Raw genomic sequence first — 25,089 nt, 5'->3', positions numbered from 1 at the left:
AAAAGATTGAAAAAGGCATATCGTTTTACCGCCCTGGTTTTGTCGGCGGTTATCTTGCTGTTGACTGGTCTTCCCATGCTCACTGCATACGGAACGGAAGCAAAGCCACAGAAAAAACTTGTAGTGGGCATGAGTGCCGACTTTCCACCGTATGAGTTTCATAAAGTCATTAACGGTAAGGATACCATTGTTGGGTTCGATGTGGATATCGCCAAGGAAATCGCCAAGGATTTGGATGCGGAGATGGTCCCTGAGGACATGAGTTTTGACTCTTTGCTGCCTGCTTTGCAAAGTGGTCGTGTAGACTTGGTACTGTCCGGTATGACACCGACGGATGAGCGGAGAAAGAGCATTGATTTTTCAGATGTATATTATCGCTCCAAGCAAGTCATTATGGTACGCCCAGAGGATAAAGACAAATATCCTACGATGGATACTTTGAAAGGCGAGAAGATTGGGGCACAAAAAGGGAGTATTCAGGAAGAAATTGCTCAAAAAGTGCCCAATGCCACTGTAACCTCACTGGACAAAATATCCGATCTGGTACTCCAGCTGCGGACCCAGCGTATCAACGCTGTTGTGATCGAAGATACGGTTGCTAAAGGATACACGTTAGATGGTACCGTAACACTTGCCAAGGCCGTGCCTGAGGATGCCGGAGCAGAAACAGCTGTAGGTATACGCAAGGGGAACGCAGAATTGCTTGCCTCTGTAAATAAAACGTTGGCTCGCCTAAAAGCGGACGGGTCGATTGAAAAGTTTTCCACAGAAGCGAGCGCGCTCTCTGCAGATCGACAGGTTTCTTCTAATAACATCGTAGATATTTTTTGGAAATACCGCAGTTTTTACGCTACGGGTATCGGCTACACTCTGTTGCTGTCTGCACTCGGAGTCCTGTTTGGATTTATCATTGGTCTGATCGTATCCTTGCTGCGGATGAGCGGTATACGCATCATTGAGTGGTTAGGTACCACTTATGTGGAGATCCTGCGTGGCACACCTATGCTGGTACAACTTATGATCATTCACTACGGGGTTGCTTTGACGCTGGGTGTCAATTTTACCCCACTCCAGTCTGGTATAATCACATTGTCTCTGAATAGTTCAGCATATCTGGCTGAAATTTTCCGAGCAGGTATCCAGGCAGTAGACCGTGGACAGATGGAGGCTGCTCGTTCGTTGGGTATGGGACGCGGTAAAGCTATGCGTCATGTCATTTTGCCGCAAGCGTTTAAATCTATTTTGCCTGCTATCGGTAATGAGTTTATTACGATCATTAAAGAATCATCCATTATTTCGACCATTGGGATGGTGGATATTATGTATCAGGCCCAGGTCATTAAGAACATCACCTACGAAGGATTAAGTCCGTTCGTAATCGCAGCCGCTATTTATTTTGTAATGACATTCAGCTTGTCTAAGCTGCTGGGTTTATGGGAAAGGAAGTTGAGAGCCAGTGATCACCGTTAAACAACTGCGTAAATCGTTCGGTAAGAATGAGATTTTAAAAGGCATTGATATAGATATCGCAAAAGGTGAAGTCGTCGTCATCATCGGCCCCAGTGGTTCGGGGAAGAGTACGTTTTTGCGTTGTATGAATCTGTTGGAACAACCTACAGACGGGGAGATTTTATTTGAGGGCGAGCCGATTACAGCTCGTGGCCATAATATTAATGTAACCCGGGAGAAGATGGGGATGGTGTTCCAGCATTTTAATCTTTTCCCGCATAAAACAGTGTTGCAGAACCTGACGCTTGCACCAACGCAGGTTAGAAGACAGTCAGGCAAAGAAGCGGAAAAAATTGCGCTAGAACTCCTGCGTACCGTAGGGCTTGAGGATAAGAAGAATACCTATCCGAACCAGCTATCCGGTGGTCAGAAGCAGCGTATTGCGATTGCGCGTGCTTTGGCCATGCAGCCGCACGTAATGCTGTTCGATGAGCCGACTTCTGCATTGGACCCTGAAATGGTTGGAGAGGTTCTGGATGTAATGAAGAAGCTCGCCGAAGGCGGCATGACAATGGTAATCGTGACGCATGAAATGGGTTTTGCCCGCGAGGTGGGCGATCGAATTATCTTTATGGATAACGGTCAAATTGTAGAGCAAGGTACACCAGAGCAGGTATTTGGCACTCCAAGCCATGATCGCACTCGTGATTTTCTTGCCAAAGTATTGTAAGGAAGTGCTGATATAATCTATAAAAAAAGCCCTCCGTTTAACGGAGGGCTTTTTTTCTTTTTGTCACCATTTCCCCATACTTTCGTAACAAATATCGATTTCTTGATGACAAAATTGTAACGAGTATAGTATGATGTTCAAGGTTCCCAACATTTTCATGCGGATAAGGTTACAAAATTGTGATATTATGCAGTAAGCCAAAACTTACCGGGACAGCATACAGTTATGACAAACGCTGAATGCTGGGTCCAAACTATGGGAAGTGCGGGGGACGTAACAACGGCAGTCATTCCGATACGTCATAAGACGATGTGGAATATGCCTAGGGGTGAATTGCACAAGCATAGGGCTTCTCCTGAGTCCGAATCCGACAGCTAACTTCGCAGGCATAACAGAGGAGGTACATATCTTTGAAACATCTAAAACATATTGGTAAAACGATGAAATTTGCGGTGCTTGCCGCAGCTATTGCAGGGTTGGCACAGACAGCTGGAGTAGCGGATGCTGCTTCGCTTCACACTGCCAAAGAGGGCGATACCTTCTTTTTGCTTGCTCAACGTTATGGAGTATCGGTAGACGAGCTAACGAAGGCGAACCCAAACATTGCTTCCAACAATATATATGCAGGTCTGCAAATTAAGGTACCTGGCGAAAAAAGTGTGAAGGCAGCTTCGGATTCGAAGCCGCAGCTTCTTACGGAGAAAGCAACAGCGAATGAGGGGCCAACGATTGAAGCGTGGGGCAAAACATTCAACTATAGCAAAATAGTTGACGTTAAGGCTTCAGCGTATTCTGCCGCAGCCGACGAGAATGGTAAATGGGGAGCAGTGGACTACTACGGCAATCCGCTTAAACTAGGTACAATTGCGGTAGACCCGAACGTCATTCCGATGGGCACGAAAGTGCTGGTTACAGGCTATTCCCACCCAGGTTTGCCGGATCATTCTTTTGTAGCTGTCGCTCGCGATCAGGGCAGCGCCATTACAGGAAAGAGGATTGATATCTTTATTCCTGGCAACAAATCATTTGTGAACGACTTTGGATTTCAAAATGTGAAGCTGTACGTTATTGATAAATAGCATTGTACGTATATACGGTTTAATTAAACATAATATATATTATGTAAACTTAATGTCTGTATCCTACCGCATATAACTAGGTCGGACTCTTATCAGGTCTTATCCATAAAAAAGGCTGTCTTGACGAGCAGAAAACTTCTGCTGGTAAGACAGCCTTTTTACGTTGCTTTAGCTTGCAGCTCAATCATAAACATATGGTTATTTCCGTTCCGATGTGTGGAGTAGCCGGGGGACTGTCACAAATTTGTAGCCCTTAGCTTTTAGAGAGTGAATTAGACCCGGCAGAGCTTGGACAGTGCCTTGCAGGTTGGAACTTTGACCTCCACCTGCGTGCATTAAAATAATAGAGCCAGGCCCGGTAGCTGGAATCACATTGCGCTGAATTTGTGTTTTACTTAATCCCTTCCAATCGAGAGAGTCTACATTCCAATTGACAATCATATAGCCATGACGACGTGCCCATTGGATTTGAGGCTCCGTGATTTCACCGTAGGGTGGACGAATCAACTTGGGGCGAAAACCTGCGCTGGCTTGCAAAATACGTTCTGTTTTTGTAATCTGGTTGCGAAAGCGTTCTGGTGTGGCCTTCCTAAAATCTGGATGAGTATAGGAATGGTTTCCTATAGCGTGGCCTTCACGGATAATACGGCGTATGATCCCCGGATGCTTTTCCGCACGGTGACCGACGATGAAAAAGGTGGCTTTGATGCCATTGGCGTGTAATACGTCCAAAACCTGCGGCGTATACCTAGAATCGGGCACATCATCAAAGGTTAGGGCAATTTGGCGGGTGTGTGGACCGCACATTTTAAAAATGTCCGCATGTTTTTTTCGCAGCATTGCTAATGTAGGAGTTGCTCGATCTGTGCTCTGATGTACAGAAGAAGCAACAGCTGCTTCCTTGGGATGGGGCGTTCCGGTGTTGGGAGGCGCATCCGCGTGAACGGGTAAACTTGAGAATGCTAGTAACAGTGCCAAGCATGGCAACACTCCCCTGTACGGCATATGTATCCCCCCTTTCCGTGCAGTGGTACCTAGTGGTGCTCTCGACTATTATGTACCTGTCCTATTAAAAATATGCTGGTAACCAAGTTCGGCTCATAAACGACTGGAAAGAGAAACGATTATCAATGAAGATGATGGAGCTAGACGTACATATTCTCTTAAACATGACCGAAAACAGGAGCATTTTCGCAAGTTTTAGCCTTACAACGAATTCGGTATACCGTGACAGCTGGTGTATAATGGGGATGCAATTCATAATTATACAGACATGGAATTGAAGGAAGGATGGATAAAAGTGACCGACTTGTTTACTCCTTATCAATTAAAGGGGCTTTCTTTAAAAAATCGGATTGTCATGCCCCCGATGTGCCAATACAGCGTGGAGGCCAAGGACGGAAATCCAACGGATTGGCATCATGTCCATTATGTGAGCCGTGCAGTAGGTGGCACTGGACTTATTATTGTGGAAATGACAGCGGTCCATCCAGATGGACGTATTACGGATCGTGATTTAGGTATTTGGAGTGACGAACATATTTCTGCATATCGTAAGATTGTAGAGGAAGTCCACAAGTATGGTGCCAAGATTGGTATTCAACTAGGCCACGCTGGACGCAAGGCTGAAGATGCTGAGCAACCTGTGGGTCCGTCCACGATTCCTTTTAGCGAACGCTTTAAAAAGCCGCACGCCTTAAAGACAGCTGAAGTCAGGGAATTGGTCCAGGCATACAAAGAAGGCGCGCGCCGCGCGGTGGAAGCCGGTTTTGATACGGTTGAGATACATGGCGCTCACGGCTATCTGATCCATCAATTTCATTCGCCTTTAACAAATACCAGAGAAGATGAATATGGGCAGGATTTGTCACTGTTCGGTGTTGAGGTCATACATGCTGTTAAAGAGGTTCTTCCTGCTGATATGCCTGTGCTTATGCGGATATCTGCCAAAGAATACGTCGAGGATGGATATAATGTGGAATACATAGCAGGCGTAGGGGAACGATATCGTGATGCAGGTGTGGATATTTTCCATATTTCTTCTGGTGGTGAGGGTCCGATTGGTTCTGGCGGAGGCCCGTCTGCGCGTGCCGGCTATCAGGTGGATTTGGCTCATACCATCCGAGAAAAGTTGAATGTACCTGTGATTGCTGTTGGCTTACTGGATGATTATGAGGACGCCCGCCGGGTTGTTCAGCAGAAAGAAGCTGATCTGGTAGCAATAGGGCGTGCCATGCTGCGTGATCCCTATTGGGCGCTGCATGCATCGAGGGAGCTAAAAGTACAGGCCGACATCCCAGAGCCTTACTTGCGCGGTTTTTAGATATTTTTGAAACCCTCTTTGCAAAGCTTGCGTAAACATGTGTACAGAGCTTAAAATTTAAGCATTCAACTCTAGGAGGAACTTCACATGTCTATTTTCAAACGATTAAGAGATCTTACGATGTCCAACATTAACGCCATTATCGACAAGGCAGAAGATCCAATTAAAATGACGGATCAATACATTCGTGATATGCAAGAGGACCTGGAAGATGCAGAGAAAGCGGTAGCCGCTCAAATTGCTATTGAAAAAAGGTTCAAACAGCAATACGAAGAACAGGCTGCTTTGGTAAAGAAACGTGAAGAACAGGCACATACCGCTGCAAAAGCACAAAATGTAGATCTGGCCCGTCGTGCGCTGGAAGAAAAGAAATCTGCTGAACAAAAAATGAACGAGTTCAAAGCTGGTTACGAACAGAATAAAGCTGCAGCCGATAATCTACGTGGCAAGCTGGATGAAATGCGCAGACAGCTGACAGAAATGAAAAACAAGCGCGAGACACTGGTTGCCCGTTATAATGCAGCTAAAGCGCAAACCGAAATTAACAAAGCTATGAACGGTTTTAGCTCTGATACGGCAACTGCCGGATTGAAGCGTATGGAAGAAAAAATGCTGCAAGCAGAAGCACGTGCCGAAGCGAGCAACGAAATGTCATCTAAGGAAAAATCGTTGGATGAAGAGTTCAAAGAGCTGGATAAGAAAAGCGCCGTGGACGATGAGCTTGCCGCTTTGTTAAAGCAATACGAAAATAAATAAGAACATTTTAGCAATGCCACCAAGTGTGATTGCTCAGGAAGCGAAGGAGAAACGTTTTCTCCTTCGCTTTTCCCTGCCTGGAGGCGTAAAACATTATATGAAGGTCAAGAAGATGTGGAGGATGGTATGAAATGCATTTTTTAGAAACGATGAAAGCAATGCTTGTATGGACTGGTGCGGGGGCTATTTTGATCTTCGCATTAATGTATATCGACTCTTTATTTACAAAGTATAAGGATTTTGCCGAAGTGAAAGCTGGAAATATGGCCGTAACGGTACGAATGATTATGAAGCTGTTTGCACAAGGCTATATTTTGTCGGGGTCTATCGCTACAGCTAATAATTTGCTCGAAGCGCTTGTGTATTCTGTGATCGCCTTTGTCATCCTGCTTGTTTTGGAAGTTATTGTACGTCTGCTGTTGCGGTACTGGGCTCAGTTTGATCTGGATAAAGGTACACAGGAAGGTAAAATTGGTTTCGGTCTGTTTTCAGGAGCGCTGCATCTGGTTGGCGCCTTGATCATTACAGCATGCTTCTAGGCTAAGAAAGGCAGGAATATAACCATGGGTGTGTGGAAACGAATTTCAAATCTATTTGCTAAGCCGGAGCCGCCAAAAGCAGAGAAAAGCATGCTTCACTTAAATCCAGGTGATATCTGTGAAGTGTCGCTTGTTACCTATGAAGTGGTAGGTCGTGTACATAATCGTGCCCGGAATGCCGTTGTTTTGACGCTTCAGGATGGTAATCAAGTCAGTTATCTTCATATTGAGGAACGGGAAACACTGCAATTCGGACTATATCAGGCCATCGACGGCAGACTTGACAACCCTGAGGAAGTGCCGACCATTTTAGAGCTGGATGATACAACGTATCATTTGGAGGAGCAGTATTCTGGGCATGTTACCGTCATGGGCCGTGCTCCTTTCCGACAGGGTGGAGAGCAGCATGTTTGGCAGTACCAGTCTGATGATTATCATCTGTTGCGGGTAGAGTGGCAGGACGGTCGCTTTATGCTTTATGAAGGAGAAGAAGTGATTACCGGAGACGTCAAGGTTATTCGGGCAAGCTAGGAGAGGGTTACACATGAGCAAACGCACCTGGCAGTATGCATTAAAGATCATGGTGGCGCTGAGCTTGTTCGTATCCGTGTTAAGCGGCTGCGGCGCGCCAAGTGTAAAAGATACGTATCCGCTGGAATCGGTTAGTGGCAGCGGAAACTCAACCTCGTATGTATACCGGGCAGCTGGCAAGACAGTTCCGGAAGTAGCGGAGGAATTGAAAGAACAGCGTACACCGGAACAAATGTCACCGCAGAGCAATGAGCGGATGTTTCTGGTATATAGCGATGAGTGGTACCATTTGCAGCAAGATCCAGCTAAGAAGGAAGATACACTCATTGAGATTGACAGTAAAAAGTATGTCGAACAAAATTACAGTTCAAGCTTTCTAAAAGGATACTTAACCGCAACTGTGCTGGATGCTCTGTTTGATTCGTTGCGTGGTTCAGGCTCCTATCGGGGCTACTCCAGCAGAGATGTATACCGACCTTCTCAGGGCCAATATCGTGCCCCTACGGTGCAGGAGAAAAAGGCGATTCCGCCGATTACGGTGGAGCGGAAAGGTTCGGTTACCCGTAGAGGAAAGAACTCGGATTCCAGTGTTGGATCAAGCGGAAGTCTGTTCGACAGAGGGTCCAGCAGTTCACCGAGCAGAGGCTCGATTTCACGTGACCGTAGCGACAGCGGCGGTTCCAGCATATTTGATTCGCCGCGTAGATCTTATAGTAAGCCCAAAACACGTAGCGGTTCAGGTAAAATCAGCCGACGAAGTCGACGATGACGGGTATCGTCAATTTATTTGAAAACAAAAGATTCGCGGAACTGTGGTACTGATGCACAGTTCCTTTTTTTATTTTTAGAGATGACGTTGGTGATCATCTAGCGGCACAGCCATCAAGTAGAAGTGGACAGATAAGGGAAAGCAGCCGCAACCTACACCTTTATGGATATAATAATGTAGAGATAATCAAAACTCTGTTTGATTGAAGGGATTGAAAATTAAATGGTACTATCTATTTCTTGGCCAGATCTTTCACAAAGACCATTTAATCTAATGGTGGAACGAAAAATGGAGTGTTCTCCGAATGTCCTGTATCAGGCGTGGACGAAGCAGTTTGACAGTTGGTTTGCAGCCCCAGGATCAGTATTAATGGAGGCTGAATTGAACACGACCTTCTTTTTCGAAACGCATTTTGAAGGGAAGCGTCATCCACATTACGGAAGATTTCTAAAACTTGAGCAAAACAGACTTATCGAGCTGACTTGGGTTACTGGCGAAGGCGGCACCAAGGGAGCTGAAACAGTGGTCACCGTTGAGCTTAAACCTCGCGGTAATGGCACGCATCTTTACTTAACGCATGCAGGTTTTCCAGATGAGAATTCAAGGAACCAACATGAGCAGGCTTGGCCGCTTGTAATTGAGCAGCTCGACAAAAGGATGATGCCAGATAGATAATTCAGAAGGTTACAGGCTAAAATTGCAACAAGAGGACGATTTTAAAATCGTTCTTTTCATATTTTTTGACGACAAAAATAATATTTACCTTACATAAAAACAAATATTACCAGTTTACTAGATTATTTCATTGCCACATCTATTAGTAAAATATACAATTACAACAGGCGAAATAAGAGGATGGTGTATCTGTGTTATCTGCTTTTTTATATATATTACTTGGTGTATTCGATGCTTTGGCCGCTGTTATTTTGGTCTTAAAGCTTTATATGCTTCCCGTGAGGGAATATCGCACAAAAATATTATTCTATGCAATTGGCATAGCTTTGTTTTCCTTTCTAATGAGGGAAGTTATAGGCTTGCCTAAATTAGATTTGCCGCTTCAGTATTTGTTAATGGTTATCTTTTTTAGATTCGGTTTAGGGATCAAAACCCATCTAGCAGCTTTTTCTGCTGGTTCTGGTCTAACAGCCTACATTAACCTACAACTTTTTGTATTTCTGTTTGCAAATTTTTTCGGAGTAGCAGAACCAGGTGTTATTAATGATACTTCTGGCTCTTCTATTTACGTTATTCAGTTATCTTCTATTATTATTGCGTACTTTATTTCTTTTGTGATGGGAAAATATAACTTTGGATTCTCGTTTATAATTCAGCCTCCACATGATTTTTTAAGAGCTGAAAATTACTTATCGTCTCTAAATAAGCTGTTGATTCTAGGTGCTCTAATATCAGCTGCCACCATTTTTATTACTTTGTATATGCTCTATAGATCAAATACCATAGGATTACTATCCATTTCATTGCTTACTTTCGGTTTGTCGTATTTCTTTTCAGAGAGAGGAGATTACGAGGGTGCTAGAAGCGCTATCAAGGTACATCGCAACGGAAATAAAAAAAGCTGATCCTGATGGCCCAACAAGTGTAGAAGTGATGGAGTATGCGCTTGGTATAAAAATTACCGAAGTGTCGTCGATACTAATGGTTGCGGTTATCGCTTGGATGACTGGGCATTTTTTGGGATCGTTATTCGCTCTGGTTACTATCATGTTTGTAAGAAGATTTTCAGGAGGGGCACACTTCAGTAATCTTACATTTTGTGTCTGTTTTACAACGGCAATATGTGTAACTATACCCTTCGTCTCTTTAAATTTATCAACAATTTCGATTATTAATGCTTGTTCAATATTAGTGTTTTTAGTTTATGCACCCAATCATTTTATTTATATTCATAAGACCAATAACCACAAATATTATAAAACGGTATGTGTTTTGGTATGCGCAGTGAATTTTTTTATGCAGTCCCACATAATATGTTTAGCTTTAGCTATTCAAGCATTCAGCATTCTTCCTTTATGGAAAGGAGGTGAACGAAAATGGATAAGAGATTGGCGAGAGCTTTAAATATAAGACTGGGAAAATACGCTAACGAATCTACCAAAAATGAAAAAACAGTATTTGGTGCTAAACCGATACCGGCTGAGCTTAAGAAAAAAGAAAAGAACTGATGAAGTACCGCGTTTTCAATTTGGGGTATTGCTTTTATCGATCGGGCTAACCACACAGACTTGCAAGGAAGCTTTTCAGCTATCACGGCTTGGTTTTGTGAGATCGAGTCTAACGCATTTGGAGGTGCGATTCGAAGAATCTGACTTCACTTGCTCTATGTCTCATAATAAGCTTAAAGCACTTAAAAAGTTATAGAAATGACCCGTAGAATTCACGGGTTATTTTTATTGCCATACATACTTAGACCCCCCCCCCCGATTTGCCAGATAACGGATTTAGCGTTATAACAGAAAGAGGGCATTTTAGAAGAACGGAGTGAGATTATGAATCATACATCATTAAACGCAGAAAAATTCCAGCGTAAAGCAGTTCAGGTGGAAGAGGCGCAAAGCAGGATAGCTATTCATGTTAAACAGGGTGAAAGGGAAGACGTAGAGCTGGAGCAGGCGCATGGACGTTCTTTGGCAATGGATTTGACCGCACCACACCCGTATCCCCGTTTTCGTCGCTCAGGTATGGACGGTTATGCGATCCTTGGCTCGGACACCGAAGTCTGCTCGTCCGGTCAGGAAATCTGGTTACATGTGATTGATGAAATTCCATGTGGCACCGTATCGGACAAGCGGGTGGAGACTGGAATGGCTGCCCGTATCATGACAGGAGCGCAATTACCTGAAGGGGCGGACACAGTTGTCATGCTGGAAGCAACACAGCTGCGTGAGGAAAACGGACAAACATATGTCGGCTTGAAGAAGCGTATGGAGATTGGCAAAAATGTAACACAGATTGGTCATGAGATTCAGGAAGGTCAGCTTTTGCTTAGTAAGGGAACCTGCCTGGGAGCAGGGCACATCTCGGTACTGGCTACTTTTGGAGTACATCAGGTACCTGTTTACAGAAAGCCCAGGGTGGCCGTTTTTTCTACAGGATCGGAATTACTTGCAGTGGATGAGCCGTTACAACCGGGGAAAATTCGAAACAGTAATACATATATGCTGGCTTCTCAAATTAGAGAGGCAGGAGGAGAGCCGTTCATTTTACAAGCCATTCATGATGATTTGAGCCTTGCCCGTACCTCTGTACGTGAAGCGATAGCTGCCTATGATATCGTGGTCACGAGTGGAGGAGTATCGGTGGGGGATTTTGATATTATGGGTGACCTGGTACGACAGGAAGATGTGAATATGCTGTTCAACAAGGTTACGATGCGTCCAGGAAGTGTGACCACAGCCGCAGTGATTGACGGCAAGCTGTTATTTGCGCTTTCAGGCAACCCCGGTGCGTGCTTTGTAGGCTGTGAGCTGTTTGTACGGCCGACGATCCAAATGATGTTATCTTCGGCACATCCATATTTACAAACCTGGACGGCGAAGTTAGGCGCAGATTATACGAAGGTAAACAATTATACACGCTTTGTACGCAGCTCTTTGGAGATACGTGGTGGGCAAGTATACGCGATTCCTGCGAGAGCAGATGAATCTAGTGTCATGGTGACCATTAAGGACAGCGACTGTCTGATCGTAATTCCTCCTACAACAGAAGGATTACGCGAGGGTGAAGAGGTGCGTGTACTGGTATTACAAGGTGGACAGGTAACGTGAATACGAAACATCCATTTGTATGTCAAATCGTCGGATTCAAAAATACGGGGAAAACGACCTTTCTCGGAGGGTTGATTCGTTATGTGCAGAAGTCAGGTCTACGCGTAGCAGTGATCAAGCATGATGGACATGAATTTGAAATGGATCATGAGGGTACAGATACGTACAAGCACCGACAGGCGGGTGCTGAAGGCGTAGCTATTGTTTCGGCTGGAAGAACAGCCATTTTAGAGGAGCATAGTCAGCCTGTCACCAGTCTGATCCGGCATTTTCAGGCCTATGATTGTGTCTTGTTGGAAGGCTTCAAGCAGGAGGATTATCCAAAGTTGGTCATGATGAAGGAACAATCGGATGCTCAGCTTACCGGTAAGCTGACAAATGTACAGGGAGTAGCGGTTTGGGAGCATCAAATGGATTGGGCTCAAGGTCACTACTCAGATGAAATGATACAGATATTTCCTGCCGAGGCCAACGGACCCGCAGGCCGCTGGCTGCTCGAACAGATTCAAAAGCAGATAGAAGGAATGAGGAATAAGCAGGGGTGAGACATCAATCGGCTGAGTCGGTTAGAGTCTCTACCCGCCGTTCGATCGCCTGGGACATGGTTTTGTCAGTCAGGTGGGCATACACTTCTGTTGTTTCTGTCGAAGCGTGCCCCAGTTGTTCCTTTGTTTTGTAAATATCATTTTGTAAATAATAATCAGTAGCAAAGGAATGACGAAGTTTATGCACGGTAAGGTAAGGCTTGCCGAAACGCTTGGCGTACTTGATGATCATTGCCTGAATCGCTCTTTTGGTCATCCGTTTGCCTTCTGTACTGCCGTTAGGACGTGCGACAAAGAGAGCTTTTTCTTTTTTTGGGGCGCGGTAACGGGTATGTCTCAAGGACAAATAAAGTATGAGATCATCTTTGGATTGCTCGCGGAAATACACCGGCGTTTTAAAGGTTTCGTCGTTATTGCCTTTGCGGTACACATATATTAATTTATTGTTTATGTCTAAATCATCCAGATTCAGATTGACGATTTCAGATACGCGCAGGCCTGAGTTCAAAATAAGACTGGCGATGCAGGCATCCCGTTCCTTATTTAGTTCATAGGAGTATAACGCCTGCTTGTTATCGGCCAAATCCTGACCATAGCCTTCATAAATATAGCCGATGAATTCAAGCAGTTCTTCCTCTTCCAGTATTTTACCTTTAAGCTTGGCCGCCGTATCCTTGGGTTTATGTATACGCTTGATTTCGACCTTGGCCATAATGTTGCGTTTGAGCAATGGATAAAAATTTTCATCCTCAGCGATCTGACTCAAATAATGAAAAAGCGAACGCAGGGACGATAGCTTACGTGAAATGGTAATACGGGAGTTGGAGCCTTCGCGCTTAGTAGACAGGAATAATCGAAAGCCTGTAATACTGTCCATATGAAGTGTCTCCAATTCTTCCAGTGTAACTTGTGCATTTGTTTCTCCAGTAGACAAGCCTTCCGAGCGAAGCCATGAAAAGAAAGCTTCGTAATCCCGCACATATTCTAGTAATGTGGAAGGGGACAGGTCGGGCAGCTTGTAATCCATAAATTGCTGCACGTACCATGGTAATCCCGGCATTTTTTCATCTAGTTTGCGCCGGTCGATGATCTTTTGTATATTCATTGGGTTCCACCTCGTCCGGTCATAATATATATGTATTTTAGCATATTTTGAACAGCACTGGATGGGATGTAATTCGAAGTTAAAGAACAGATTGAACCGCCAAGAGAGGTGAAAGTATGGGGTATAATATCAAATCGGAACTGAAGCTGTCTATTAAGAGTGTACCGGAGTCGCAAAAGGACATTATTGTACAGCTCATGCAATTTTATTTATACGATTTTACAGCCTATCTTCGAATTGATGTCACTGAGAAGGGTACATTCCCGGCTTATCCAGACTTGTATCAATATTGGACGAGCGGTGAACAGAAGCTGCCTTTTCTGATTTGGAGACAGGATATTCCTGTAGGCTTTGCACTCGTTGACCGAATGTCCAGCAATCGAGAAGCTGACTACTACATGGCTGAGTTCTTTGTACTTCGTCCTTATCGGCATAATGGGGTTGGGACTTGGGCGGCTCATGAGCTGTTTGGACGTTTTAACGGACGTTGGAAGGTGACCCAAATGAGCACCAATAGGCCGGCACAATCCTTTTGGCGTAAGGTGATTGGAAGCTATACGAAAGGTGAGTACAGGGAACAAACACATCCGGTAAGAGGGAATATAAGTCAGTTTTTCAATACCTGAAAAATTCACAATAGAAAAATCAGTAATGAAAAAGAGTCGGGGAGAGTATCCTGTCGGCTCTTTTTTGTTGTCAATTCAAGTCTTCTATCCATCTATAGATCATTCCAATTAGAACCTGCATTGACACTAGAAAAACGCAGGTATACAGTTATTAACATAATTCATATATATCAGATTGGAATTATCAACAATGGAACATCGGCTCCCAAAATGCAATGTAATCATAACATTACCCATCAGATCGGAGAGTGTTTTTCGTGAAACGAACAAGTCGATTTGCAAAAATGGTAGCTTTAACCCTGTCGATGGTGCTAGTCTTATCAGCATGCTCGGGTAATAGCGGAGCCAATTCTACGAATACCGATGCAAATGCAGCAGTAGACGGGCAAGCTGCAGAAGGCGGAGATCTTACCTATGCCCTGGCAACATCGCCGGATTCACTGGACCCACATAAGAGTGGATTGGCAGTAGCATCTCGGGTATATCGTGCGATATTCGATAATTTGGTGGTAAAGCTGCCGGATAATACGATTAAGCCTTGGCTGGCAACCGAATGGAGCGTTTCCGAGGATGGCAAAAGCTATACATTCAAGCTGCGCAAGGACATTAAGTTCCATGACGGAACTCCGTTCAATGCGGAAGCTGTTAAATTTAGCTATGATCGGATTATTGATCCGCAAGCCGTAGTAGGTAATGCCGCTAACTTGCTGGCTCCCTATGAGTCCTCACAGGTGATTGACGAATACACGATTAAATTGAATCTGAAACGACCATCGCAAGCATTTTTGAGCAATTTAAGTGTTCCGGCTGTAGCCATTGTTTCTCCGGCAGGAGTTAAAAAATATGGAGATCAATTCGGTAAGCATCCTGTGGGTACAGGCCCTTTTAAGTTTGTAAAATGGGACGAAAATGCAGAAATCAAAATCGAACGTAACCCGGATTACAAATGGGCACCGGAAACTATTGAAAATCAGGGAGCACCGTATTTGGACAGCGTGACCTTTAAAATTGTTCCCGAGGAGGCAACCCGGATCGGCAGTGTGCAGAGTGGTCAGGCTTTGGCCGCTGAAACCGTCCCACCGCAGAATATTTTAACGTTGAAGAGTGACCCTAATTTCCAATTGTTGCAGGTCAATACTCTAGGCTTGCCATACACGCTGTTCATTAACCAAAAGAAGACACCGTGGAATGAATTGAAGGCGAGGCAGGCATTGCAATATGGTATTGATGTGGAGATGATCGTCAAAACACTGTATCTAGGAACTTATGAACAGGCTTGGTCGCCACTCACTCCAGGTATTTTTGGATATGATAAATCACTGGAAAACGGTTTGCAGCCTGATCTTAACAAGGCCAATCAGTTACTGGATGAGTTGGGGTGGGTTAAGGGTACTGATGGTTTCCGGGTGAAGGATGGACAACGCCTGACGCTACATTATGTAGACGGCACTCCGAACCGTGAAAAACGGAACGACATTGCAGCCATTATTCAACAGCAGCTGAAGAAAATCGGTGTTGATGTGAAGATTGAAATTACCAAGGATATTGCAACAGTTGTATATTCGAACGGAAACTATGATTTCTACGGAAATAGCCAGGTCAATGTGGACCCGAACGCATTATATGCTTTTTACCACACAGCGGCACCAAATCAGCGGCCTACACTGCCTAACTTCTCCAATCCAGAAGTCGACAAGCTGTTGGAGCAGGGAGCTATTGAAAAGGATGATGCCAAGCGGGAGGAGATTTACAAAAAGGTGCAACAGCTAATCCGCGATCAGGCCGTCATCATTCCTATTTATGTTTTCCCTTATACGGTTGGAGCCGCCAAGTCTGTGCAGGGTCTCAAATTCGATGTAGTGGGTTATCCGCTCTTTAACGATGTGCGTATTCAAAAATAGTATTGCTAAATAGTTTCTGGGGACCATTCAGACGGGAAGGAGTGTGGGCTATGATCAGAGCTGTTGCAGCAAGACTGGTTACTTCTTTGTTGGTCATTCTGGGTTCCTGTATTTTGGTATTCAGTATTTTGTATCTGCTTCCGGGGGACCCGGTGGATTCGATTCTTGACCCTTCAACGGCCACGCCAGAGATGATCGCCAATTTACGTCATAAGCAGGGAGTGGATCAGCCTTTTCATGTTCAGTTTTTGAACTATTTCGGAAATCTGCTACAAGGTGATTTTGGAAAATCACTGCTCAATGCTGATCCGGTGCTGCCTAAAATATGGGTCAATCTCCCGCCTACACTGGCGCTGACGCTTGCCGGTTCTGCTATTTCGGTCATTATCGGTGTCCTGCTTGGAGTGCTCTCAGCCATTCATCGGGATAAGCCGATTGATATCATCGCACGAATCGTTGGATTGTTCGGCATTTCTATGCCCACATTCTGGTCAGGCATTCTGCTGTTGCTTATTTTCTCCATTCACTTGGGATGGCTGCCTGCTATGGGCTCGGATGGTTGGAAAACCCTTGTGCTTCCGTCTCTCACTTTGGGCATTGTCGGTGCAGGGTTCATTGTCAGAATGGTGCGCAACAGTATGCTGGAGGTCATTAATGAGCAGTTCATCGTAACGCTCCGTTCCAAGGGTTTGTCTGAGAAGGTTATTATGTATCGCCATGCGCTACGCAATGCGTTGATTCCAGCGATAACGATGATCGGGATGCTGATGGGAGAAATGCTGGCCGGAGCAGTTGTGAGTGAGACGGTATTTTCACGGCAAGGCATTGGGCGTTTAATTGCGGATGCAATTATGGCTAAAGACTTGCCCGTTGTGCAGGGAGTTGTATTGTTCTCTGCCATCATGTATGTGATCGTAAATCTGCTGGTGGATATATCGTATACGTTTATTGATCCAAGGGTTAGACGCTCGGCGTAAGCCGGAAGGATTCAGGGAGGAGGAAGACGGTTGAGAGAAACAATGGCTACCAAAACAATTTGGAAGGAAAGAAAGCTGCGGGTAGCTCGGCAAACTAGAAAGTTGCAGTTCGGTGGAGTGTTGGATGGGTTCGTATATGCGGCAGGACTGATTATTGTGTTCGTAATCGCCTGTGCGGCGTTTCCGCAATGGATTGCTTCTTATGCGCCCACAGAGATGTTAAGCGACCATATTTTACAAGGCCCAAGTGCTACTCACTGGTTCGGAACGGACTATTTTGGGCGGGATGTATTCAGTCTGGTTGTTCACGGAAGTCGGGATTCTCTGTTTATTGGCTTTATGTCGGTACTCGTCGGCGGTCTGGTGGGTGGAATTATTGGTGCGCTCTCAGGTTACATTGGCGGTACAGTGGATTCGATACTGATGCGATTTATTGATATTTTGATGACTATTCCTGGCATTCTACTGGCTTTGGCGATTGCGGCGGCTCTTGGCCCAAGTTTGTTCAATATTGTGCTGGCGGTAGCCATATCTGCTGTCCCCGGTTATGCAAGAGTTATGCGCGGTCAAATTATGAGTATAAAAGGACGTTCTTACGTCACGGCTTCACGTTCCATCGGAGTTACACCCTTCGGGATCTTTTGGCGTCATGTGCTTCCTAATTCCTTGTCCCCTTTGCTCGTGATGGCGACGCTTGGCATCGGTAGCGCTATTTTGGCCGGATCGGGATTAAGCTTTCTGGGACTTGGCACAGTAAAGGAAATTCCGGATTGGGGAACAGTATTGTCTCAAGGACGAGGATATTTGACAGTAGCTTGGTGGATATGTACCTTTCCTGGCCTAGCCATTACGTTATTTGTGTTGTCAGTCAATATTTTGGGCGACAAGCTGAGAGACCAGTTGGACCCGAAAAAGAATGCAAACTAGCATCAGGCAGCCTATTCTTAAGTGCTATAGAAGGAGGGAGTTCGTTTGTCATCATTGCTGGAGATTGAACATTTGTCGGTCGATTTTCACACTAAAAAAGGTTTGCTGCAAGCACTCGACAACGTATCACTAACGATCGGGGCGGGAGAAACGGTCTGCCTCGTCGGTGAATCCGGCAGCGGAAAAACGATTACCTCCAAGGCGATTATGCGGCTAATCGATTATGAAAACGGACGAATTGCCCAAGGACAAATACGGTTGCAGGGCATAGATTTGACCGTTTTGTCGCAGCAGGAATTACGCTCACTTCGCGGCAAAAAGATGGCGATGGTATTTCAGGAGCCGATGTCGGCGTTTGATCCGGTGTACACTATCGGGTATCAACTGATAGAAATCATCATGGAGCATAACCGGAAGATACGAAAGCAAGCATGGACTCATGCGGTTCATTTGCTGAACAGGGTAGGGATTCCTGAACCAGAACTTCGTATGAAGCAGTACCCCGGAGAACTGTCCGGTGGGATGCTACAACGGGCAATGATTGCAATGGCACTTTCATGTGGCCCTGAGCTGCTAATAGCGGATGAACCAACAACGGCGCTGGATGTAACGATTCAGTCACAAATTTTGCAATTGCTTCAGGAATTAAAGGCAGAATTCAACATGTCGATTCTGTTGATTACGCATGATTTGGGTATTGCCGCAGAGGTTGCGGATCGAATTGTTGTGATGTATGCCGGTCGAGTCGTGGAGCAGGCCGCAACGGAAGAACTGTTCGAGCTGCCATTGCACCCTTACACTAGAGGGTTGCTTCGTTCGGTGGCAACACTGGATACAGATCGCAGCAGCAAGTTGTTTTCGATCCCAGGGACAATTCCGAGCCTGAGTGCATTGCCTTCAGGCTGCTTGTTTCACCCGCGTTGTCCGCACGCGACGGATCATTGTAAAAACGAAGCGCCACCGCTGGCAGCCAAGGATGAACGTGAGGTAGCTTGCTGGCATTCCGAGCAATTGGCTACGTCCAGTGACTGGCGTATTACAGAGCTATCGGTGAAAGGGCAGATCACGGCAGATGCTGTTGCAAAGGCAACCGAAGTAAAGGAAGAATTGACGAACGTATCTGCTGTTGATGGGGCTAAGGTGAGCAGTCATGGCGTACAGGTAAAGAACTCCCCTAAATCCAATGAGACTATCACGGAAACCGTCCAGAACAAGCAGGACTTGTTTAGAGTGGATGGAATTCGCAAGTATTATCCGGTGAAAAAAAGCTTTCCCGGTCGGACGGGTGCTTCGATCCGGGCGGTGGATGATGTATCGTTCTCAATCCGGCAGGGCGAAACCTTTGGATTGGTCGGAGAATCCGGCAGCGGTAAGTCTACTTTAGGCCGGCTGCTGATGCAGCTGGAACGTCCGACCTCAGGGCAGGTATGGTTCCAGGATCGGGAGCTGACACGTTTAGGAAATTCTGAGTTGCGATCCGTTCGCCGTGATATGCAGATGATTTTTCAAGACCCCTACGGATCACTTGATCCACGGTGGAATGTGGGAGATATCATAGGGGAGCCGCTTGCGGTTCATGAAGGGTTGTATGGCAAGGCAAAGCAGGAACGGGTGGAAGAACTCCTGAGCGCTGTTGGATTATCACCTTCGCTGGTTACGCGGTTTCCGCATGAATTTTCGGGAGGACAGCGCCAGCGAATCGGGATAGCCCGTGCCATTGCTCTGCAACCGCAGTTTATTTTGGCGGATGAGGCAGTGTCGGCTTTGGATGTTTCCGTTCAGTCACAAATTGTCAATCTGCTTCAGGACTTACAGCGTAAGCTGGATACAACCTATTTGTTTATTGCACACGGATTGCACATTGTCCGCCATATTTCAGATCGGATAGGGGTTATGTACTTGGGGAAACTTGTAGAAATTGCGCCAAGTGACGAGTTGTTCAGGCATCCTGCCCATCCGTATACCCGGGGGCTTGTTGCCTCGATACCTAATCCAAATCCGAAAAACCGTCGGGAGCTAATTACGGTACAAGGTGAGATTCCTTCGCCTGCGAAGCCTCCATCCGGCTGTCGTTTTCATACCCGCTGTCCACTAGCGACCTCGCGTTGCCGTGAGGAAGTGCCTGAACTGACAGCGATTAGCACAGGACATTATGCCGCTTGTCATTACCCGTCCTAGGTTCAAGACACCCCTTTGATCTACTATCGGCATGATAAGAGAACTACATTCTACAGGCCGTTCATGGTAAGATAAGGATAGAAGTATATAAAATCAATAGGAAAAGAGGGTATTATGCTAGAAAAATGGGTTCAGGAATTAAAAGATGGTGAACAAGAGCTGATTGCATGGAGAAGACATCTACATCAGCATCCCGAGCTTTCTTTCGAAGAAACGAATACGTCTGCATTCATCGCCGATCAATTGCGCTCTTTTGGCATTGAGGTAAGAACGAATGTGGGTGGAAACGGTGTGCTCGGGTTTTTAGAAGGCGGTCAGCCAGGTAGAACGATTGCATTTCGTGCTGATTTTGATGCGCTTCCCATTCAGGATGAAAAGGATGTGCCTTATAAATCGACCGTTCCGGGTGTTATGCATGCCTGCGGACATGATGGTCACACGGCTGCGTTACTTGGAGTGGCACGCGTGTTGAGCCATAACCGTGAGGCGCTGAAGGGAAAGCTTGTGTTTATTTTTCAACATGCGGAAGAAAAACCGCCTGGTGGAGCCAAGTTTATGATTGAGGATGGCTGTCTGGATGGGGTAGAGGCGGTATACGGTATTCACCTCGCATCTGAAATTCCGCTTGGTAAAATTGGATTAAAGAGTGGGCCTGCGATGGCGGCTGTCGACGCGTTTACGATCCAGATCAACGGTAAAGGCGGGCATGGTGCACGACCGCATCAGACGGTGGACTCTATTGTTATCGGTAGTCAAATTGTGAATGGGTTGCAGCAGGTGGTTAGTCGCAGGGTGGACCCTATTGAATCAGCAGTGTTAACGATTGGGGTATTTCAAGCTGGAACTGCCTTTAATGTGATTGCAGATAAGGCCAAAATTGAAGGGACTGTACGTACGTTTAATAAGGAAGTGCGTAAGGAAGTCGAGAATGAAATTCGCAGTATCGTCAAGGGGTTGACTGAGGCTTATCATGCCGGATACGAAATTGACTATCTGAATGGCTATCCTTCTTTGGTGAATGCCGAAGCCGAAACGGAACGTGTACGTGAGCTCATCGGCAGACTGTATGGAGCAGACGCTTTTTTGGATTTGAAGCCGGTCATGGGAGCAGAGGATTTTGCTTATTATTTGGAGCATCGACCGGGAGCCTTCATTCATGTGGGTGCACGCAATGAGGATGAACGAACGCATTTTGCTCATCACCATCCTCACTTTGATTTTGATGAGCGGGCATTGCTCGTCTCAGGGCATATTTTTTTAGCACTGGCGCTTGAATACTTGCAATAATAGGCATATGTTTATGACTGACGACATATTAACGAAGCTGGAACCGCGCATTGCGCGGTTTTTTGTTGTAAATCCAAGTATTTTGACACCCATAAAGAATGAAAATGAAGTAATTAATTCATTATATGAAAAATTCATAATAGAATTAAATAAAAGGTGTTAACTCTGAAGGAAGTCCAAAACTCATATTATAAGCTGAGGAGCAGGAGATAATATTGCATTATCTTGATTTTTTGCACAAGGAAATGAGAAAAAGATGACGAATCTATTGAGCAAGACACCGATGTAAGCGCTAACAAAACGAGTATTGCACCGTATATATTGGTTGAATGGGGGTGAGCCTGAGAAAACATTTGTCAGATTTGTGAGAAGCAACGATAACGATAGGAACGTATTCAGAATCGGCTGATTACTTTGATCTCAAAATGACTCGCATATTCAAATGATATTGAAGAAGGAGGTTGAATTCATTGACTAAGGCAAAAAACAGGTTGAGAATTGCTTGTTTGGCGCTTGTGGTAGCGGGTGCTTCCTGGACAGGAATGATAGCACCGGCTCATGCTGCTCCAAGTGACGATTACAGTTGGAAAAGTGTCGTTACGGGTGGAGGTGGTGGTTTTGTACCTGGCATTATTTTTAATGAAACGGAAAAAGACCTGATCTATGCCCGGACAGATATTGGAGGAGCTTACCGCTGGAATGCTGCCAATGAGAGCTGGATTCCGCTGACGGATTCTGTGGGTTGGGAGGATTGGAACAAAAATGGTGTCGATGCACTAGCGACTGATCCTGTTGATCCGAATCGTGTATATATAGCTACAGGTACGTATACTAATTCATGGGATAAACAAAACGGGCAAATTATGCGTTCCACCGACAGGGGCAATACGTGGCAGACAACCAAGCTTCCTTTTAAGGTGGGGGGCAATATGCCGGGGCGTTCAATGGGTGAACGTCTGACGATTGATCCAAATAAGAATAATATTTTGTTCTTTGGAGCTCGAAGTGGTAATGGACTATGGAAAAGCTCTGATTTTGGAGCAACTTGGAGCAAGGTAAGCAGTTTCCCGAATCCAGGGACGTATGTACAGGACCCTTCCAATGAATATACCAGCGACATTGTCGGTTTAGCGTGGATCACCTTTGACAAAAAAACAGGCTCTTCCAATAAAGCAACGCAGACGATCTATGTAGGTGTTGCAGATAAAAAGCAAAGTGTCTATCGCAGTACAGATGGCGGGACAACCTGGTCTGCTATAGCGGGACAGCCTACGGGCTATTTGCCACATCACGGTGTGTTATCACCGGACGGCAATCTATATATTTCTTATAGCGATGGAGCAGGTCCATATGATGGATCAAAGGGTGAACTGTGGAAATTGAATACAGCAAGCGGGCAGTGGACTAACATTAGCCCCATAGGTAGCAGTAGTGCGGACAATCATTTTGGATATGGTGGACTGACGGTGGATGCCCAGAAGCCAGGTACACTCATGGTTGCTACGTTGAATGCCTGGTGGCCGGATGAAACGATTTATCGCAGCACGGATAGTGGGGCAACTTGGAGTCCTATTTGGGAATTTGATGGTTATCCGTCTCGTAAGCTAAAATACAATCTGGATATAAGCAGTGCGCCTTGGCTGACTTTCAATGCCAACCCTGCTCCACCGGAAGTATCACCCAAGCTGGGGTGGATGATTGGAGATCTGGAGATAGATCCATTTAATTCAGACCATATGTTGTACGGCACCGGAGCTACGATTTATGGCTCTAAAAATCTGACCAATTGGGATAAAGGCGGAAAGCTGGATATTTCAGTAGCCGCTAAAGGGGTAGAGGAAACGGCAATTTTGGATCTGGTGAGCCCTCCAACCGGCGCGCCTTTGGTGAGCGCAGTAGGTGATGTCTCTGGATTCAGACATGACGATTTATTCAAGGCTCCAGCTAAAATGCTGGATAATCCGACCTTTACAAGCAGCGAAAGCATTGATTATGCCGAGCTGAATCCTTCTTTTATGGCCCGAGTAGGTAAAGCGGATTATAAAAAAGATCCAAATGCCAAATCCATCGGTTTTTCCAATGATGGAGGAGCCAACTGGTATAAAGCAAATAGCGAGCCTTCCGGTACAGCAGGAGGAGGCAGCATCGCCGTAGCAGCAGATGGTAATGGCTTGCTGTGGAGTACATCAGACAAAGGTGTGTTCTACTCCAAAACTGGCGGCAACTCATGGACAGCAAGCACAGGGATTCCAGCGAATGCAAAGATCGCCTCTGACCGAGTGAACCCTAATAAATATTACGCATTTGCCTCCGGGAAAATATATGTGAGCACCAATGGAGGCGTATCCTTTACTCCATCAGCGGCAACTGGCTTACCGACAGCAGGCAATGCTGATATTGATGCTGTACGAGGAGCAGAAGGAGATGTGTGGTTCGCCGGAGGCTCCGAGGATGGAGGACCATACGGCTTATGGCATTCCAAGGATTCAGGTGTTACATTCACCAAACTCGATAATGTGCAGGAAGCGGATTTTGTAGGCTTTGGTAAGGCAGCGCCGAACCGTACGAATGCAGCGGTATTTATCGTTGGTAAAATTGATGGTACACGTGGATTTTACCGTTCGGACGATGCTGGCGCAAACTGGGCGCGCATTAATGATGACAAGCATCAATATGCTCGAGTGACCAAAATTATTGGGGACCCTCGGGTTTATGGACGTGCTTATCTGGGAACGAATGGCCGTGGCATTCTGGTGGCAGATCGTGTGGGTGGTGATCAGCCATCTACCGGGCAAGCAAGTATTACACCAACGACTGCAACCTATGGAGTGAATAACAGCAATACGGATATTACTGTCAAGCTAACACTTAACGGCAATACGTTAGAAGCTATCAAGCAGGGGAGTGTGGTGTTGAACAAAGGTGAAGATTATACGCTTAGTGAAGAAACAGTCGTTCTTACCAACAAGTATTTATCTAAACTTCCTAAAGGAGAGACAGCACTAAACTTCCATTTTAGTACAGGCAATGATGCGTTGTTTACAATTACGGTGAAAGGGGATACGCCAAGTGAGCCGGGAACAGGCGAGGGCGTTCTGAAGGTGCAAACCTTCAATGGGAATGTATCCGCCACAAGCAATACAATCAGTTCCAAATTTAAAATAACCAATACGGGAACCTCATCAATTTCCCTAGCAGACGTGACATTGCGTTATTATTACACCATTAACGGGGAGAAAGCACAAAATTTCTTTACGGATTGGTCGAGCGTCGGTACAGGGAATGTGATTGCTAGCTTCAAAACATTATCCAATGCGAAGCCAGGGGCAGATTCTTATGCAGAAATCGGGTTTAAATCGGCTGCGGGTTCTTTAGAACCCGGTCAAAGTGTGGAGTTGCAAACCCGGATATCCAAAGAGGACTGGAGCAGTTACACACAAACCGATGATTATTCATTTAATCCCACAGCAAACAGTTTACAAGATTCTGCTAAAATAACCGCTTACCTGTCTGGAAGCAAGCAATGGGGAATTGAGCCCTAAACCTTAATAAGGATAATCCTAAGTCAGCCACTCTAATGAG

23 protein-coding genes and 1 riboswitch are annotated in these 25,089 nt (G+C 45.5%); of the genes, 21 read left to right on the top strand and 2 right to left on the bottom strand.

Going from position 1 to position 25,089, the window contains the following annotated elements:
• The first annotated feature begins 6 nt into the window (after nucleotides 1–6).
• The 3 genes from MHI21_RS13995 (at nucleotide 7) to MHI21_RS13985 (ending at nucleotide 3,258) form a co-directional block, all read left to right on the top strand.
• A complete protein-coding gene (locus tag MHI21_RS13995; RefSeq protein WP_165176986.1) occupies nucleotides 7–1,470 on the top strand; it encodes an ABC transporter substrate-binding protein/permease in 1,464 nt (487 codons plus the stop codon).
• Complete coding sequence (locus MHI21_RS13990; protein ID WP_013310491.1) at nucleotides 1,457–2,179, top strand: amino acid ABC transporter ATP-binding protein; 723 nt, start codon at nucleotides 1,457–1,459, stop codon at nucleotides 2,177–2,179. The genes MHI21_RS13995 and MHI21_RS13990 overlap by 14 nt, the downstream gene beginning before the upstream one ends.
• A gap of 235 nt (nucleotides 2,180–2,414) precedes the next feature.
• A riboswitch (cyclic di-AMP (ydaO/yuaA leader) is annotated at nucleotides 2,415–2,583 on the top strand.
• 6 nt (nucleotides 2,584–2,589) lie between these two features.
• Nucleotides 2,590–3,258 (top strand): 3D domain-containing protein, encoded by a 669-nt coding sequence (locus tag MHI21_RS13985; protein WP_342418388.1) that lies wholly within the window; start codon nucleotides 2,590–2,592, stop codon nucleotides 3,256–3,258.
• A 198-nt stretch (nucleotides 3,259–3,456) separates the two neighbouring features.
• On the opposite strand, the gene MHI21_RS13980 is transcribed toward MHI21_RS13985, so the two are convergent.
• On the bottom strand, nucleotides 3,457–4,263 hold the full coding sequence (locus MHI21_RS13980) for a polysaccharide deacetylase family protein (RefSeq protein ID WP_069289669.1): 807 nt from the start codon (nucleotides 4,261–4,263) through the stop codon (nucleotides 3,457–3,459).
• Nucleotides 4,264–4,558: 295 nt separating this feature from the next.
• Here MHI21_RS13980 and MHI21_RS13975 point away from each other — a divergent pair, with 295 nt between their 5' ends.
• The 11 genes from MHI21_RS13975 (at nucleotide 4,559) to mobB (ending at nucleotide 12,506) form a co-directional block, all read left to right on the top strand.
• A complete protein-coding gene (locus MHI21_RS13975) occupies nucleotides 4,559–5,581 on the top strand; it encodes an NADH:flavin oxidoreductase/NADH oxidase (protein ID WP_342418387.1) in 1,023 nt (340 codons plus the stop codon).
• A gap of 87 nt (nucleotides 5,582–5,668) precedes the next feature.
• Nucleotides 5,669–6,337: a PspA/IM30 family protein gene (locus MHI21_RS13970; protein WP_013310486.1), complete on the top strand. Its 669-nt coding sequence runs from the start codon at nucleotides 5,669–5,671 to the stop codon at nucleotides 6,335–6,337.
• Nucleotides 6,338–6,468: 131 nt separating this feature from the next.
• Entirely contained in the window at nucleotides 6,469–6,876 is a 408-nt protein-coding gene (locus MHI21_RS13965; protein WP_342418386.1) for a DUF350 domain-containing protein, read from the top strand.
• A gap of 24 nt (nucleotides 6,877–6,900) precedes the next feature.
• Nucleotides 6,901–7,407, top strand: coding sequence for a DUF4178 domain-containing protein (locus MHI21_RS13960; protein WP_007432513.1), 507 nt, complete (start codon nucleotides 6,901–6,903; stop codon nucleotides 7,405–7,407).
• Between the two features lie 13 nt (nucleotides 7,408–7,420).
• Nucleotides 7,421–8,176 carry a DUF4247 domain-containing protein gene (locus MHI21_RS13955; RefSeq protein ID WP_069289667.1) on the top strand — a complete coding sequence of 252 codons (756 nt, stop codon included), beginning with the start codon at nucleotides 7,421–7,423 and terminating at the stop codon, nucleotides 8,174–8,176.
• 222 nt (nucleotides 8,177–8,398) lie between these two features.
• Nucleotides 8,399–8,851, top strand: a complete 453-nt coding sequence (locus MHI21_RS13950) for an SRPBCC domain-containing protein (RefSeq protein ID WP_342418385.1) — start codon at nucleotides 8,399–8,401, stop codon at nucleotides 8,849–8,851.
• Nucleotides 8,852–9,042: 191 nt separating this feature from the next.
• Nucleotides 9,043–9,756 carry a hypothetical protein gene (locus MHI21_RS13945; protein WP_342418384.1) on the top strand — a complete coding sequence of 238 codons (714 nt, stop codon included), beginning with the start codon at nucleotides 9,043–9,045 and terminating at the stop codon, nucleotides 9,754–9,756.
• Complete coding sequence (locus MHI21_RS13940) at nucleotides 9,707–10,255, top strand: accessory gene regulator B family protein (RefSeq protein ID WP_342418383.1); 549 nt, start codon at nucleotides 9,707–9,709, stop codon at nucleotides 10,253–10,255. Before MHI21_RS13945 ends, MHI21_RS13940 begins: the two co-directional genes overlap by 50 nt.
• Nucleotides 10,228–10,359: a hypothetical protein gene (locus MHI21_RS13935; protein ID WP_257785361.1), complete on the top strand. Its 132-nt coding sequence runs from the start codon at nucleotides 10,228–10,230 to the stop codon at nucleotides 10,357–10,359. The genes MHI21_RS13940 and MHI21_RS13935 overlap by 28 nt, the downstream gene beginning before the upstream one ends.
• 324 nt (nucleotides 10,360–10,683) lie before the next feature.
• Nucleotides 10,684–11,961, top strand: coding sequence for a gephyrin-like molybdotransferase Glp (glp, locus tag MHI21_RS13930; RefSeq protein WP_342418382.1), 1,278 nt, complete (start codon nucleotides 10,684–10,686; stop codon nucleotides 11,959–11,961).
• Nucleotides 11,958–12,506: a molybdopterin-guanine dinucleotide biosynthesis protein B gene (mobB, locus tag MHI21_RS13925; RefSeq protein ID WP_165176970.1), complete on the top strand. Its 549-nt coding sequence runs from the start codon at nucleotides 11,958–11,960 to the stop codon at nucleotides 12,504–12,506. Before glp ends, mobB begins: the two co-directional genes overlap by 4 nt.
• Nucleotides 12,507–12,510: 4 nt before the next feature.
• Here the strand turns inward: mobB and xerS are convergent, their stop codons facing one another.
• Nucleotides 12,511–13,611 (bottom strand): tyrosine recombinase XerS, encoded by a 1,101-nt coding sequence (gene xerS / locus MHI21_RS13920; protein WP_338532467.1) that lies wholly within the window; start codon nucleotides 13,609–13,611, stop codon nucleotides 12,511–12,513.
• A 116-nt stretch (nucleotides 13,612–13,727) separates the two neighbouring features.
• Between xerS and MHI21_RS13915 the strand changes: the two genes are divergently transcribed.
• The 7 genes from MHI21_RS13915 to MHI21_RS13885 all read left to right on the top strand — a co-directional run bounded on the left by MHI21_RS13915 (nucleotide 13,728) and on the right by MHI21_RS13885 (nucleotide 25,049).
• Entirely contained in the window at nucleotides 13,728–14,237 is a 510-nt protein-coding gene (locus MHI21_RS13915; protein WP_023988942.1) for a GNAT family N-acetyltransferase, read from the top strand.
• Between the two features lie 257 nt (nucleotides 14,238–14,494).
• The gene (locus MHI21_RS13910) at nucleotides 14,495–16,138 is read left to right on the top strand and encodes an ABC transporter substrate-binding protein (protein ID WP_342418381.1); all 1,644 of its coding nucleotides are present in this window, start codon (nucleotides 14,495–14,497) and stop codon (nucleotides 16,136–16,138) included.
• Nucleotides 16,139–16,188: 50 nt separating this feature from the next.
• A complete protein-coding gene (locus MHI21_RS13905) occupies nucleotides 16,189–17,115 on the top strand; it encodes an ABC transporter permease (RefSeq protein ID WP_342418380.1) in 927 nt (308 codons plus the stop codon).
• Between the two features lie 30 nt (nucleotides 17,116–17,145).
• A complete protein-coding gene (locus tag MHI21_RS13900) occupies nucleotides 17,146–18,042 on the top strand; it encodes an ABC transporter permease (protein ID WP_342418379.1) in 897 nt (298 codons plus the stop codon).
• 45 nt (nucleotides 18,043–18,087) lie between these two features.
• On the top strand, nucleotides 18,088–20,220 hold the full coding sequence (locus tag MHI21_RS13895) for a dipeptide ABC transporter ATP-binding protein (RefSeq protein ID WP_342418378.1): 2,133 nt from the start codon (nucleotides 18,088–18,090) through the stop codon (nucleotides 20,218–20,220).
• A gap of 114 nt (nucleotides 20,221–20,334) precedes the next feature.
• Entirely contained in the window at nucleotides 20,335–21,507 is a 1,173-nt protein-coding gene (locus MHI21_RS13890) for a M20 family metallopeptidase (RefSeq protein ID WP_322172289.1), read from the top strand.
• A 470-nt stretch (nucleotides 21,508–21,977) separates the two neighbouring features.
• Nucleotides 21,978–25,049: a X2-like carbohydrate binding domain-containing protein gene (locus MHI21_RS13885; RefSeq protein ID WP_342418377.1), complete on the top strand. Its 3,072-nt coding sequence runs from the start codon at nucleotides 21,978–21,980 to the stop codon at nucleotides 25,047–25,049.
• The last annotated feature ends 40 nt before the right edge of the window (nucleotides 25,050–25,089 follow it).

This window comes from Paenibacillus sp. FSL H8-0168, from assembly GCF_038592955.1.
Taxonomy (GTDB): domain Bacteria; phylum Bacillota; class Bacilli; order Paenibacillales; family Paenibacillaceae; genus Paenibacillus; species Paenibacillus polymyxa_B.
This window is presented reverse-complemented; position numbering and strand designations above follow the sequence as displayed.